Genomic DNA, 12739 nt, shown 5'->3' with positions numbered 1-12739 from the left:
TGCATGCCTTATAAAAAGTAGCGATCGCGGAAGGTCAACAGCGCCTTTTCAAAACAGCTAAACGGCGGGTGAACGATGCCCGCCCCAATCATGCCAATACCTGCGTCTTTGTGGGCAATGGCGGTGTTAATGACCGGCAGAATGCCGCTGCCCGCGACTTTTGTGATGTCGATGGCGGTTGGAATGCCCATAAACGAGAGCAGCGGAATGGTGACGTTCGGGTTTTCACCGAGGGTGATCTCGCGCATCTGACGGGAGAAATCGATGGCTTCATCCACCGTGCCACCCACCAGTGCCACGATCGCCGGGGCTGTGGCCATCGCAAAACCACCGATACCGTAGGTTTCGGTAATGGCGCTGTCGCCAATATCCAGCCCGGAGTCTTCCGGCCTGTAGCCCGCGAACATGGGCCCTATCACCTGCTGCGCCGGGCCGGTGAACCACTGCCCCGGCAGCCCGGAGATGCGCAGGCCGAACTCGTAGCCGTTACGCGCCATGGTGGTGACCACGGTGCTGTACTCAATACCGTGTGCGGCATCCATAGCGGCTTTACACATCGCCATCCACGTCGGGCCGGAGAAGTAGTCGCTGCTGGCGACGAACTCAAACACCTCACGCTGCTGTGCCACCGGATACCCGGCCTGAATCAGCCCGGGCGTCAACGCCTGGATCAGCAGCGTGGTGCCGGCATTGTTGCGGTTGTGGCACTCGTCGCCCATGTGCAGCGCCTGGGCCAGCATCAGGCGCAGGTCGATTTCACCAATGATTTTCATGGCATCGCGCAGCATCGGGCCGAGCACGTCACGCATCCAGTTCAGGCGGTCAATAACGCTCTGGTCGTTGGCGCCCATGCGCAGGATCTTCGCCATCTGCTCGCTAAGGTTAGTGAACGCCCGGTTGCCGTAGGTTTTGTTCTCAACGATGTGCATAAACATCGATGCCGAAGTGACGCCCGCCATTGAGCCTACGCAGTCGTGCTCGTGACAGGGCGAGAAGGTGATCGCCCCTGACGCCGCCACGCGCTCCGCGTCGACGATATCGCGCGCCAGCCCTTCAAACACCAGCGCCCCGGTCACGGCCCCTTTCATTGCGCCACACATGTTTTCCCAGCTGACGGGCGGACCGGCGTGCAGAATGGTGGTGCGGGTCATGCCCGGCACGACGTTGATCGCCTGGTCGTAGCCCACCAGCACCGGATGGGACTGGATAATGCGCTCAAGGGCAATCTTATTGGCGGCGGCGATTTTGTCAGCCAGTGGCGCAAGGGCCAGCTGATCCAGCGCCTCTACAACCTGCAAATTCCCCTGCCCCGGCGGCGTCCAGTCGAGCTGGGTCACGGGGATATGCTGCTTTTTGAGATCCGCACTGAACAGCGCGATACCGACGTTAATCACGTTCAACGGCTGGTTAAATAAGGTCGTCATCAGGCAGTCTCCCCTTTAAAGACAAATTCACGTGCCAGTAATCCGGTGTTGGTGCTGCTGCTCGCCCAGATCACCCCTGCCTCGGTCAGAAGCTGACACTGCTGTGCCAGGGACGGTGAGTCCTGGTCGGTTCCGAGCACATAGCCGAGAATTTCCAGCGGACGGTTATCGGCTTTCGCCGTCGCCTGCGCCTCTTTTATGGCCTCAAGCATCACGCCGACCGGATCCTCGTGCGCGCCAAAGCCCAGAACAAAGTCCATCACGATCACGCCCACCTCGGGGTCACGCGCCTCCTGCAACAGGCGGCTGATGCGGTTGGTCGGATCGATCATCGGGTGCGGTTTGCCGTGGGTGAAATCGTCATCTCCAAAATCAAGGAAGGTGTGGGCTTTACTGACGTTGATATCGTCCAGCCGTTTCGCCGGATCGGGTTGAATGTTGCTGTAGACGTCGTCGAACTTTTCCAGCGCGGCGAACATGGCCTCATCGCACAGGGTGCCGCCGCAGAACAGGCCGCGGATGTATTTCTGCTGGGGTGTCAGCCGGGCACGCACCTCTTCGATCAGTGGCCAGTTCAGCGGATGCAGGTCGAGAGACTCTTTTTTCACCCCCGTTAACAGCACGGCCTTCAGCGCCGCCTCTTTGGTGCCACGGGCGAACTGCAGGTTGCCTTCATCAGCCGGCGGCTGATGACGACCGAGGAAACAGACCACCACCGGTTTGCGGCAGGTGCGGGCGCGGGCCAGCACTTTTTCTGCCACCGACGGCGCAGGCGGTTTAGAGATGAGGGTAATCACCTGGGTGGCGTCGTCAGCGTCCAGCATCGCGATGGCATCCAGCATCATCAGGCCACCTATCTTTTCGCTCAGATCGCGCCCGCCGGTGCCAATCAGCTGCGACACGCCGCCGCCGAATTCATGGATCCGCACGCTCAGCTCCTGGCTGCCGGTCCCGGACGCCCCGATAATACCGATCGGTCCGCGACGCACCGCATTGGCGAAGCACAGCCCGGTACCGTTGATAATGGCCGTGCCGCAGTCCGGCCCCATCATCAGCAGCCCTTTCTGGTGTGCCAGCTGCTTCAGCGCCAGCTCGTCATCAAGGCTGACGTTGTCGGAGAAGAGCATGACGTTGAGATCGTTTTCCAGCGCCTGACGTGCTTCGCGGGCGGCAAACGTGCCGTTTACCGAAATCACCGCCAGGTTGCTCTCAGGACGATGGGTTTTCGCACTGGCAAGGGTGGCATAACGCGCTTCATGGCTCCCGCCGCTCTCCTTGCGGGTGAAAAGCGCTTCGATGGCTGCCAGCGTTTCGTCATTCGCCGCCTCGCCTTTAATCACGATCATTAAGTCGCCGTTTTTGGCATCCGCTAATTCCGGCGTTAATAGCCCGAGATTTTTTAATACGCCTTTGTTCATTTCTGTCGCCATAGCCACAAAAGCCTGCTCAACGCCCGGCAATTTATTGGCCTTTGTGGAAACCGACATCAATGACACCGAGTCAAAATAAGTATTCTTTTTTATGACGATTTTGGTGGGCATTATTTTCTCCTGAATGAGGATAAAAGGGGGCCGCCGTCGTGCAATAGGCACGTCGGTAAAATACTGTCTGAATGAGCGACCAGCCGGAAAAGGCTGGCCGAAGGAATTACGCGCCTGCGGCCAGCAGCAGGTCTGCTATCTGGTGGTAGCCTTTTTCCCGCGCCAGTTCGAGCGGGGTTTTGCCGTATTTATCGGTCATGTGCGGATTTGCGCCGTTATCCAGTAACAGCTTTACAATTTCCTGCTGTTTCGCGCCGCCATCGTTGAGGACAATCGCTTCCAGTAGCGGCGTCCAGCCCACGAAGTTGGTGTGGTTGACGTTAATATCGGTTTTCTCCAGCAGCTCGCGCACAATCTCAACGTGCCCTTTCTCGCTGGCAGGCGTAATGCCGACGCCACCGAAGCGGGTCAGGCGATCAAGATCCGGGTTGGCGGGTAAGACTATTCGCAGCAGGGTTAAATCATTTGTCAGGCAGCTAATCAGGAAGGGGTTAAAACAGGTCTGATCCTGTTGATCAATATCTGCTCCGGCGGCAATTAAAAATGCCACGCAGTCATAATGCTTTTTCAGACTGGCAATAATAACGGCCGTTCTTTTCTGGCGTTGAGTGGCATTAATATCGACACCTTTTTCCAGGCAGGCTTTTAGCCCGTCAATATTGCCCTGCTCTGCCGCCAGCAAAAATTCAGTAACGAGTTCGTTCGCAGACATATTCAGACTCCCCATGATGTATTGCTCATGACCTGAGAATAGCAACAGCCTGGTGAGAAAAGAATCCGCTTAAAAATCATTCATCGACAGTCAATTCATTATTGAGTTAAATTCAACAATTCAGCCAAAATGTGCGGCCGTGCAATCTTTTACTTATGTTTTAGCGCTTTTATTCGCCTCAGACAGCATTCTGCTTATGCCTGATGAAGCCTGATATGACGCGGCTCGACGCAAATAATCAGAACTGTGACCGCCGTCATATGCGTTGTAACAGCGCTGTTAAAATATGTTCAAAACTGATGGCTACCAGGAGCCGTAATATGAATTCCATCTTTACTGAAGAGAACCTGCTGGCCTTCACCACGGCCGCACGCTTTGGCAGCTTCAGCAAAGCCGCCACCGAGCTTGGCGTAACCACCTCTGCCATCAGTTACACCATCAAGCGTATGGAGACCGGGCTGGATGTGGTGCTGTTTGTACGCAATACGCGCAGCATTGAGCTGACCGAGTCGGGGTTTTACTTTTACCGTAAAGCGACCGACCTGCTGAATGATTTTCATGCCATCAAGCGCGGGATAGACACCATTTCGCAGGGCATTGAGGCGCGGGTCCGCATCTGCATCAATCAGCTTTTGTACACCCCACGCCATACGGCGCGGCTGTTGCAGGTGCTGAAAAAACAGTTTCCTACCTGCCAGATCACCGTCACGACCGAGGTCTACAACGGCGTCTGGGACTCCATCATCAACAACCAGGCCAATATCGCGATTGGCGCACCGGATACGCTGCTCGACGGCGGCGGCATTGATTACACCGAGATCGGTGCCATCCGTTGGGTATTCGCCATCGCGCCGGAACACCCTCTGGCCTTCGTGCCGGAGCCGATAGCCGAAAGCCAGCTGCGTCTGTACCCCAACATCATGGTGGAAGACACGGCGCACACTATAAACAAGAAGGTCGGCTGGCTGCTGCACGGCCAGGAGGCGATTCTGGTGCCCGACTTCAACACCAAATGCCAGTGTCAGATCCTTGGGGACGGGATTGGTTTTTTACCGGAGTATATGGCCCGCGAGGCGGTGGAGGACGGGCTGCTGGTCACGCGGCGAATCAATAATCCGCGTCAGGATTCACGCATGCTGCTTGCCACGCAGCATGCGGCGACCGGCCAGGTCACGCGCTGGATCAAACAGCAGTTTGGTCCACAGGGCGTGCTGACCGGGATATACAGCGATCTACTGTGGCGCGCTTAGTTTTTGCTTTGCACCCAAAACGCGTGAATAAGACCAGGGATGTAGCCCAGTAAGGTCAGAACGATGTTAATGATAAACGCCCAGCCAAACCCTTTGCCAAGCAGCACGCCCAGCGGTGGCAGGATAATAGTAAAGACAATACGCCAAAAACCCATAACGACTCCGTGCAAGCTAACCAATTGAAAATACAAAAGAGAACATTCTCTAAGCGTAGCCAGTTTAACGGCCTGCGCCATCTCTTTATCGCCCTTTTACCCTCTTTTACGCTTTTGACACTGGCTTAATCCTCCTCATTAGTTTAGAGTTTCCTTAATTAAGAAAAGACTAAACTAATATGACTGAACTCGAACAACTTCAGGCCAGCGCCGGACAGGCCGCAGCCCTGTTAAAAGCGATGAGCAATCCGCGTCGGTTGCTGATCCTCTGCATGCTGTGCGGTACACCGGGTACCAGCGCGGGCGATCTGGCGCGGGCGACGGGGCTTAGCCCATCCGCCACGTCACAACATCTGGCGCGTATGCGTGAAGAGGGGCTTATCGACAGCACCCGTGAAGCGCAGCGCATCCTGTATTTCATTAAAAACGATGCGGTGCATCAGCTGATCAGCACCCTGAAAAGCCTCTATTGCCCGTAAGGAGCCACCATGTCACTACCGCTCATTTCACCCCAGCAGGCCAATGCGCTCGTTGCTGAAGGTGCAAAACTGATCGATATTCGCGATCCCGACGAATATGCCCGCGAGCATATTCCCGCCGCCCGGTCCGTGCCGCTGGACACCTTACCCGGCGGGCTTGAGACGCACGCGGGCGAAACGGTGATTTTTCACTGCCAGTCTGGCGCCCGGACATCCTCGAACGCAGCCCGCCTTGCTCAGGCTGCCGCGCCTGCTCAGGCGTTTATCGTTGAAGGCGGAATTCAGGGGTGGAAGCAGGCCGGGTTGATCACGCAGGAAGATACATCACAGCCGCTGCCGTTGATGCGTCAGGTGCAAATTGCCGCCGGGCTGCTCACCTTGTGCGGGGTCGTGCTGGGCTTTACGCTCTCCAGCGGCTTTTTCCTGCTGAGCGGCTTTGTGGGTGCCGGGCTGCTGTTTGCCGGTCTGACCGGGTTTTGCGGAATGGCGAGACTGCTGAAAGTGATGCCTTGGAACCGGCGTACCTCGTAAGCAGTAATCGGTGAAATACGCTGTACCCGGCATCAGACGTGGGCTAAGGTGAAGATCATTGAAACGATGAGGAGGTAGTATGTTTTCTGTCGGTGATTATGTGCAACCGCGTAAAGGCGGCCCAAAACTGAAAGTACTCGAAGTGAACGGCGATAGCGTTGTGGCGGTTCAGGCCAGCAATGAGCAAGGCGAGAAATTTACCCTGAAGGCCGCAGACCTGGCCCTGTATACCGAAGAGGGTGATTTCGGCGTCTGCTAAACAGGCAACCGGGCGGTGTCTTCCGCCCGGCTCATGGATTAAATCAGAAAATCATCCAGTGATTTACCGTTTGCCAGCGCATTGGCAATAGGCTTTGGCGTACGTCCCTGACCGGTCCATGTTTTCTCTTCACCGTTGAGATCAATAAAGCGATATTTCGCTTCACGCGGTTTACGTTTTTTCGCTGGCTTACCGGCCTGCGCCATATCTGAACCGAGGAGATCGGACGGTGAAATACCATCAGCTTTCATCAGTTCCAGCAGGGCATTAATTTTTTCCTGCTGCTCAGCGCGTTGTTGCTCTAATTCCGCCAGCTCACTCCGTTTCTCTTCAGCAACGACCCTGACTTTTTCCAGCATTTCTTCAAGAACGTCCAGGGATAATTCACGCGCCATCGCACGCAGAGTTCGGATATTATTAAGATTCTGTAACGTCAAAGACATATATTTGAAAACCTTTTCTTTAGGGTAAATCGAAAAATCGACAAGAGAATAATTCATTTCGCCTGGAATATCTACCCGCGGGCACGTCTTGCTAAAAATGTAAATGTTTTAAAATATCGCGTTTAATAATATCCGCGGATAACTGTCGATACCGCCGGATTCAATCTTTATCTCAGTATAAACGGTTAGATTTAATCCAAATCAAAGCATGCCGCACTGTCGTCGTTCGGGCAGAACGTTCGCTTCGGCATGCTCAAGATCAACAGATTGATTTACATACAAAAACTGACAGCAGGGACAGATTATAACGAACCGAACAAAAAACACGCAATTTTAGAGAATTTTGTGGACAAAACGCGACTAAATAAAAATTAATAACTAGTTGTTAGTTCAAAGGCAGAGATATACGCTATACACGACTGACAAACCAACCTAAAGCACTAACCGCTGAGGGAAAATCGTTTCTATTGTGTTCTTCTCAAGGAGTTCAGACATGTTCTCACCGCAATCTCGCCTGCGCCATGCGGTAGCGGATACCTTCGCGATGGTGGTTTACTGTTCCGTCGTGAACATGCTGATCGAAATTTTCCTCTCCGGAATGTCCTTTGAGCAGTCACTTTCTTCTCGTCTGGTGGCAATTCCGGTCAACATTATTATTGCGTGGCCTTACGGATTATACCGCGATGCGGTCATGCGCTTTGCGCGTCGTATTAGCCCGTCAGGGTGGGTGAAAAACCTCGCCGACGTTCTGGCATACGTGACGTTCCAGTCGCCGGTTTATGTGGCTATTCTGCTGACAGTGGGCGCAGACTGGCATCAAATCGTCGCAGCGGTCAGTTCAAATATCGTGATTTCAATGCTGATGGGTGCGGTGTATGGCTATTTTCTCGACTACTGTCGCCGCCTGTTTAAGGTCAGCCAGTACAGCCAGGCCAAAGCATGATGTGAGGCGACTGGCGAATGCCAGTCGCAGATTTACTGTACGTCGCCAAACAGTCCCTTCAAAAACCGCTCCAGCGCCATACGCGAACTGAAGCCATGCGGAATACCATAATGTTCATGCGTTTCACCACCTAAATACAGTGGGAATTGCTGATAATGATCGCAGGTTTTAATATCCGAGGCAGGCTCAGCAAATGACAAACTTCTGTCTTTCAGCGTCGGGTGAATAATGAGAGCGGTACGTCCCATTCTTGCTTCACGATTAACGTAAACATAATTCTCGCCACGGCGATATCCATACGCTTTTGATGTCACCTCATCCATGGTGAATCCCTCTTTTTCAAGAACGCGCGCCACCTCATCAGGTCGTAAATACATATCTTTTCCTCGTTATCTTTTCCTGCCCGGCAACCTTACAGTATTCAGCATTAGCAGGGCTTTCAGAATATTCCATAAACTGCCAGATAACGCGTGACGCGCTTCAGATATTAAATTTCTGGACTAAACTAAACGGGAACGCAAAATTACGGAGGATCGTATGTTTAACAGACCGAACCGAAACGATATTAACGACGACACGCAGGATATTCGTAACGATGTCAGCCAATTAGCGGACTCGCTGGAAGAAGTGCTGAAATCCTGGGGTTCCGGTGCGAAGGACGAAGCGGATGCCGCAAAACGTAAGGCTCAGTCTTTGCTACGTGAAACCCGCGCCCGCATGAATGGGCGTTCGCGCACCACGCAGGCTGCCTGCGATGCCATCAGCTGCGCCAATACCTTCGTTCGCGAAAAACCCCTCTGTACGCTTGGTACGGTAGCCGCGGTGGGTATCTTCGTGGGGGCGCTGCTTAGCCTGCGCAAATAGTCGTCTCAGCCTGTCCGTATCCGCCCCGGTCGCGTCAGCCCCCGGGGCTTTTCTTTGCCTGCGCGCCTGAAAAAGCCGTACAGCCCGCCCTGCCCCGCTGTGCTCATCATCGGGGCCATATCAATCTGAAATTCCCATATCTTGTATGGTTGAATCTTACGACAACTACATCTAGTATTCCCTTTAGCAAGATACACACAACCTGACGCGATGATTCGCGCCGCTCTCTCATTTTAAATGGAAATACGAATCATGAGCATTATTATTTACACTCGTAACGATTGTGTTCAGTGCCACGCGACAAAACGTGCAATGGAAAGCCGTGGAGTGGCCTTTGAGATGGTAAACATAGACCTGCAGCCCGAAGCTGCCGATACCCTGCGGGCACAAGGTTTTCGCCAGCTGCCGGTCGTCGTCGCCGGGGAGACCAGCTGGTCCGGCTTTCGCCCCGACATGATTAACCGCCTCGCCGCCCAGGCCGCCAGGGCATGAGTGGGCTGGTCTACTTCTCCAGCAGCTCGGAAAACACGCTCCGCTTTATTGAGCGCGTCGGGCTGCCTGCGATACGTATCCCGCTTAATGAGCGGGAACGGATCCGGATAGACGACCCCTACATTCTGGTGGTCCCGAGCTATGGTGGAGGTGGCACCGCGGGGGCCGTGCCTCGCCAGGTGATCCGCTTTCTCAACGATCCCCACAACCGACAGCTTATTCGCGGCGTTATCGCGGCGGGCAATCGCAATTTCGGCGATGCCTTTGGCCGTGCCGGGGATGTCATTTCTCAAAAATGCGGCGTGCCGTATCTCTATCGTTTTGAACTGATGGGGACACAGCAGGACGTAGAGAACGTGCGTAAAGGAGTGAACGAATTTTGGCAACGACAACCGCAGAACGTGTAATTCAGGCGACACCGGATTACCACGCATTAAACGCGATGCTGAACCTCTATGACCGTGAGGGGCACATTCAGTTTGGCAAAGATCATGAGGCGGTGGAGGCGTTTATCGCCACCCACGTCCGCCCCAACAGCATGACCTTTGCAAGCCAGAATGAACGTCTCGATTATCTGGTCAAGGAAGGCTATTACGAAGAGCGCGTGCTGGCCCGGTACGATCGTGCCTTTGTGGAGACGCTGTTCGGGCAGGCCCATATCCGCGGTTTTCGTTTCCAGACGTTTCTTGGCGCATGGAAGTTTTACACCAGCTATACCCTGAAAACATTCGACGGCAAACGCTATCTTGAAAGCTTCGAGGACCGCGTGGTGATGGTTGCCCTGACGCTCGCGCAGGGCGATGAAACGCTGGCAGAACGCCTGATGGATGAGATGCTCTCCGGCCGTTTCCAGCCCGCCACACCGACCTTTCTCAATTGCGGAAAAGCTCAGCGCGGCGAGCTGGTCTCCTGCTTCCTGCTGCGCATCGAAGACAATATGGAGTCGATTGGTCGCGCGGTGAATTCGGCGCTGCAGCTCTCTAAACGCGGTGGCGGTGTGGCGTTTCTGCTGTCGAACCTGCGTGAAGCCGGTGCGCCAATTAAGCGTATCGAAAACCAGTCCTCCGGCGTGATTCCGGTCATGAAAATGCTGGAAGATGCTTTCTCGTATGCCAACCAGCTGGGGGCGCGTCAGGGCGCGGGGGCGGTCTATCTGCACGCGCACCATCCGGATATCCTGCGCTTCCTGGATACCAAACGTGAAAACGCCGATGAAAAAATCCGCATTAAGACCCTGTCGCTTGGGGTGGTGATTCCGGATATCACCTTTGCGCTCGCCAAAGAAAATGCCGAGATGGCGCTCTTCTCGCCATACGACATTGAGCGTATTTACGGGAAAGCGTTTGGTGATGTGGCGATAAGCGCCCTGTATCACGATCTGGTGGCCGACGATCGCATTCGTAAGAAGTACATTAACGCCCGCGATTTCTTCCAGACGCTGGCCGAAATTCAGTTTGAGTCCGGCTATCCGTACATCATGTATGAAGATACGGTCAACCGTGCGAACCCGATTGCCGGGCGAATCAATATGAGCAACCTCTGCTCCGAGATATTGCAGGTGAACAGCGCATCCACGTATGACGAAAACCTGGACTACGCCGACATCGGCAAAGACATCTCCTGTAACCTCGGGTCGCTGAATATTGCCCACACCATGGACTCCCCCGATTTTGGCCGCACGGTGGAGACCGCCATTCGCGGGCTGACCGCGGTGTCAGACATGAGCCACATCCGCAGCGTGCCGTCGATTGAAGCCGGTAATGCCGCCTCGCACGCCATCGGCCTTGGGCAGATGAACCTGCACGGCTATCTGGCGCGGGAAGGTATCGCCTACGGTAGCCCGGAAGGACTGGATTTCACCAACCTCTATTTTTACACCATTACCTGGCATGCGCTGCATACCTCAATGATGCTGGCGCGCGAGCGTAACCAGCGCTTTGCGGGCTTTGAACAGTCGCGTTACGCCAGCGGAGAGTACTTCAGGCCATATCTGGAAGGAGACTGGCAGCCGAAAACCGACAAAGTGCGCCAGCTGTTTGCCGATGCCGGGGTTCTCCTGCCCACCCGCGAGATGTGGCAGCAGCTGCGGGACGATATAATGCGTTACGGCATCTATAACCAGAATCTGCAGGCCGTACCGCCAACCGGATCAATCTCTTACATTAACCACGCCACGTCGAGTATCCACCCGATTGTGTCGAAGATTGAGATCCGCAAGGAAGGTAAGACCGGGCGCGTTTACTACCCTGCCCCGTTTATGACCAACGACAATCTGGCCCTGTATCAGGACGCGTATGAGATTGGCCCTGAGAAAATTATTGATACCTACGCCGAGGCGACAAAACACGTGGATCAGGGGCTGTCGCTGACGCTCTTCTTCCCGGACACCGCCACCACGCGTGACATCAACCGGGCGCAGATTTACGCCTGGAAGAGAGGGATCAAAACCCTCTACTACATTCGCCTGCGCCAGCGTGCGCTGGAAGGCACCGAAATTGAAGGCTGCGTGTCCTGCGCGCTGTAAGGAGAAAGGATGAAACTGTCACGCGTGAGTGCCGTTAACTGGAATAAAATTCAGGATGATAAAGACCTGGAGGTGTGGAACCGCCTGACCAGCAACTTCTGGCTGCCGGAAAAAGTCCCGCTTTCAAACGATATTCCGGCCTGGCAAACCCTCAGCCACGCCGAACAGCAGCTGACGATACGTGTGTTCACCGGCCTGACGCTGCTGGACACCATTCAAAATACCGTCGGTGCCCCTGCGCTGATGGCCGACGCGCTGACGCCTCACGAAGAGGCGGTGATGTCGAACATCAGCTTTATGGAGGCGGTCCATGCCCGCTCCTACAGCTCGATTTTTTCGACGCTGTGCCAGACCAAAGATGTGGACGCGGCGTACACCTGGAGCGAAGAAAGCGAGTCATTGCAGCGAAAGGCCAGCCTGGTGCTGGAGTATTATCAGGCCGACGAACCGCTGAAGAAAAAAATTGCCAGCGCGTTTCTCGAATCCTTCCTGTTCTATTCGGGCTTCTGGTTACCGATGTACTGGTCGAGCCGCGGCAAGCTGACCAACACCGCCGATTTGATTCGCCTCATCATTCGTGATGAAGCCGTACACGGGTACTACATCGGCTATAAATATCAGAGGGGACTGGAGAACGTCAGCGAAGATAAGCGCGAAGCGTTAAAAGGTTTTGCCCTCGATTTGCTGATGGATTTGTACGAGAACGAACTGAGTTATACCGAAGAATTGTACGCCGGTACCGGTTGGGAGGAGGAGGTAAAAGCGTTTCTTTGCTACAACGCCAATAAAGCGCTGATGAATCTCGGCTACGAAGCGCTTTTCCCACCGGAAATGGCCGACGTGAACCCGGCGATCCTGGCGGCACTGTCACCCAACGCCGATGAAAACCACGATTTCTTCTCCGGGTCTGGTTCGTCGTATGTGATGGGCAAAGCGGTGGAGACCGAAGATGAGGACTGGGATTTTTAATGAGCGGATTAACGTTCATTAATTTAATATAAATCTAACAATTTCCTCCCTAATATTTCACGGGCAACTACACTGTAATTCCCCGTTCATATTCGCCTGAATCACTCCGATTCAGGCGAAATGTCGCTGTGCAAAAGCAAAAAATTCAGAAAA

The 12739-nt window shown here is 54.4% G+C and carries 16 protein-coding genes; 10 read left to right on the top strand and 6 right to left on the bottom strand.

The window, feature by feature from the left end; translation table 11 throughout:
* Positions 1–8 precede the first annotated feature (8 nt).
* The 3 genes from BJP35_RS06410 to BJP35_RS06400 form a co-directional block, all read right to left on the bottom strand.
* Entirely contained in the window at positions 9–1424 is a 1416-nt protein-coding gene (locus BJP35_RS06410) for a DUF1116 domain-containing protein (protein WP_047742217.1), read from the bottom strand.
* Entirely contained in the window at positions 1424–2965 is a 1542-nt protein-coding gene (fdrA, locus tag BJP35_RS06405; RefSeq protein WP_047742215.1) for an acyl-CoA synthetase FdrA, read from the bottom strand. Before fdrA ends, BJP35_RS06410 begins: the two co-directional genes overlap by 1 nt.
* Before the next feature lie 106 nt (positions 2966–3071).
* On the bottom strand, positions 3072–3677 hold the full coding sequence (locus tag BJP35_RS06400) for an ankyrin repeat domain-containing protein (RefSeq protein WP_020883872.1): 606 nt from the start codon (positions 3675–3677) through the stop codon (positions 3072–3074).
* A gap of 320 nt (positions 3678–3997) precedes the next feature.
* Here BJP35_RS06400 and BJP35_RS06395 point away from each other — a divergent pair, with 320 nt between their 5' ends.
* Positions 3998–4927: a LysR substrate-binding domain-containing protein gene (locus tag BJP35_RS06395; RefSeq protein ID WP_020883871.1), complete on the top strand. Its 930-nt coding sequence runs from the start codon at positions 3998–4000 to the stop codon at positions 4925–4927.
* Here BJP35_RS06395 and BJP35_RS06390 read toward each other — a convergent pair.
* Entirely contained in the window at positions 4924–5082 is a 159-nt protein-coding gene (locus BJP35_RS06390) for a YqaE/Pmp3 family membrane protein (protein ID WP_032678825.1), read from the bottom strand. The genes BJP35_RS06395 and BJP35_RS06390 overlap by 4 nt on opposite strands.
* 179 nt (positions 5083–5261) lie before the next feature.
* On the opposite strand from BJP35_RS06390, the gene BJP35_RS06385 reads away from it, so the two are divergent.
* The 3 genes from BJP35_RS06385 (at position 5262) to BJP35_RS06375 (ending at position 6351) form a co-directional block, all read left to right on the top strand.
* On the top strand, positions 5262–5561 hold the full coding sequence (locus BJP35_RS06385) for a helix-turn-helix transcriptional regulator (RefSeq protein ID WP_020883869.1): 300 nt from the start codon (positions 5262–5264) through the stop codon (positions 5559–5561).
* Positions 5562–5570: 9 nt separating this feature from the next.
* Complete coding sequence (locus BJP35_RS06380) at positions 5571–6092, top strand: rhodanese family protein (RefSeq protein WP_014171309.1); 522 nt, start codon at positions 5571–5573, stop codon at positions 6090–6092.
* A gap of 79 nt (positions 6093–6171) precedes the next feature.
* Positions 6172–6351, top strand: coding sequence for a hypothetical protein (locus BJP35_RS06375; RefSeq protein WP_014171310.1), 180 nt, complete (start codon positions 6172–6174; stop codon positions 6349–6351).
* 38 nt (positions 6352–6389) lie between these two features.
* Here the strand turns inward: BJP35_RS06375 and stpA are convergent, their stop codons facing one another.
* Positions 6390–6794 carry a DNA-binding protein StpA gene (gene stpA, locus BJP35_RS06370; protein WP_020883867.1) on the bottom strand — a complete coding sequence of 135 codons (405 nt, stop codon included), beginning with the start codon at positions 6792–6794 and terminating at the stop codon, positions 6390–6392.
* Between the two features lie 493 nt (positions 6795–7287).
* Between stpA and alaE the strand changes: the two genes are divergently transcribed.
* Entirely contained in the window at positions 7288–7737 is a 450-nt protein-coding gene (alaE, locus tag BJP35_RS06365; RefSeq protein WP_020883866.1) for an L-alanine exporter AlaE, read from the top strand.
* A gap of 32 nt (positions 7738–7769) precedes the next feature.
* Here the strand turns inward: alaE and BJP35_RS06360 are convergent, their stop codons facing one another.
* The gene (locus tag BJP35_RS06360; protein WP_006811693.1) at positions 7770–8114 is read right to left on the bottom strand and encodes a DUF2002 family protein; all 345 of its coding nucleotides are present in this window, start codon (positions 8112–8114) and stop codon (positions 7770–7772) included.
* Between the two features lie 160 nt (positions 8115–8274).
* On the opposite strand from BJP35_RS06360, the gene BJP35_RS06355 reads away from it, so the two are divergent.
* The 5 genes from BJP35_RS06355 to nrdF all read left to right on the top strand — a co-directional run bounded on the left by BJP35_RS06355 (position 8275) and on the right by nrdF (position 12586).
* Positions 8275–8601: a DUF883 domain-containing protein gene (locus BJP35_RS06355; protein ID WP_014171314.1), complete on the top strand. Its 327-nt coding sequence runs from the start codon at positions 8275–8277 to the stop codon at positions 8599–8601.
* Positions 8602–8853: 252 nt separating this feature from the next.
* Positions 8854–9093, top strand: a complete 240-nt coding sequence (nrdH, locus tag BJP35_RS06350; protein WP_020883865.1) for a glutaredoxin-like protein NrdH — start codon at positions 8854–8856, stop codon at positions 9091–9093.
* Positions 9090–9500 (top strand): class Ib ribonucleoside-diphosphate reductase assembly flavoprotein NrdI, encoded by a 411-nt coding sequence (nrdI, locus tag BJP35_RS06345; RefSeq protein ID WP_032678828.1) that lies wholly within the window; start codon positions 9090–9092, stop codon positions 9498–9500. Before nrdH ends, nrdI begins: the two co-directional genes overlap by 4 nt.
* Positions 9473–11617, top strand: a complete 2145-nt coding sequence (gene nrdE / locus BJP35_RS06340; RefSeq protein ID WP_086462968.1) for a class 1b ribonucleoside-diphosphate reductase subunit alpha — start codon at positions 9473–9475, stop codon at positions 11615–11617. Before nrdI ends, nrdE begins: the two co-directional genes overlap by 28 nt.
* A gap of 9 nt (positions 11618–11626) precedes the next feature.
* Positions 11627–12586, top strand: coding sequence for a class 1b ribonucleoside-diphosphate reductase subunit beta (nrdF, locus tag BJP35_RS06335; RefSeq protein WP_086462967.1), 960 nt, complete (start codon positions 11627–11629; stop codon positions 12584–12586).
* The last annotated feature ends 153 nt before the right edge of the window (positions 12587–12739 follow it).

Origin of the sequence: Enterobacter sp. J49, assembly GCF_002148625.1 — a bacterium.
GTDB classification, from domain to species: domain Bacteria; phylum Pseudomonadota; class Gammaproteobacteria; order Enterobacterales; family Enterobacteriaceae; genus Enterobacter; species Enterobacter ludwigii.
The sequence above is the reverse complement of the archived record's forward strand: the minus strand, read 5'-3'. Positions and strand labels throughout refer to the sequence as shown.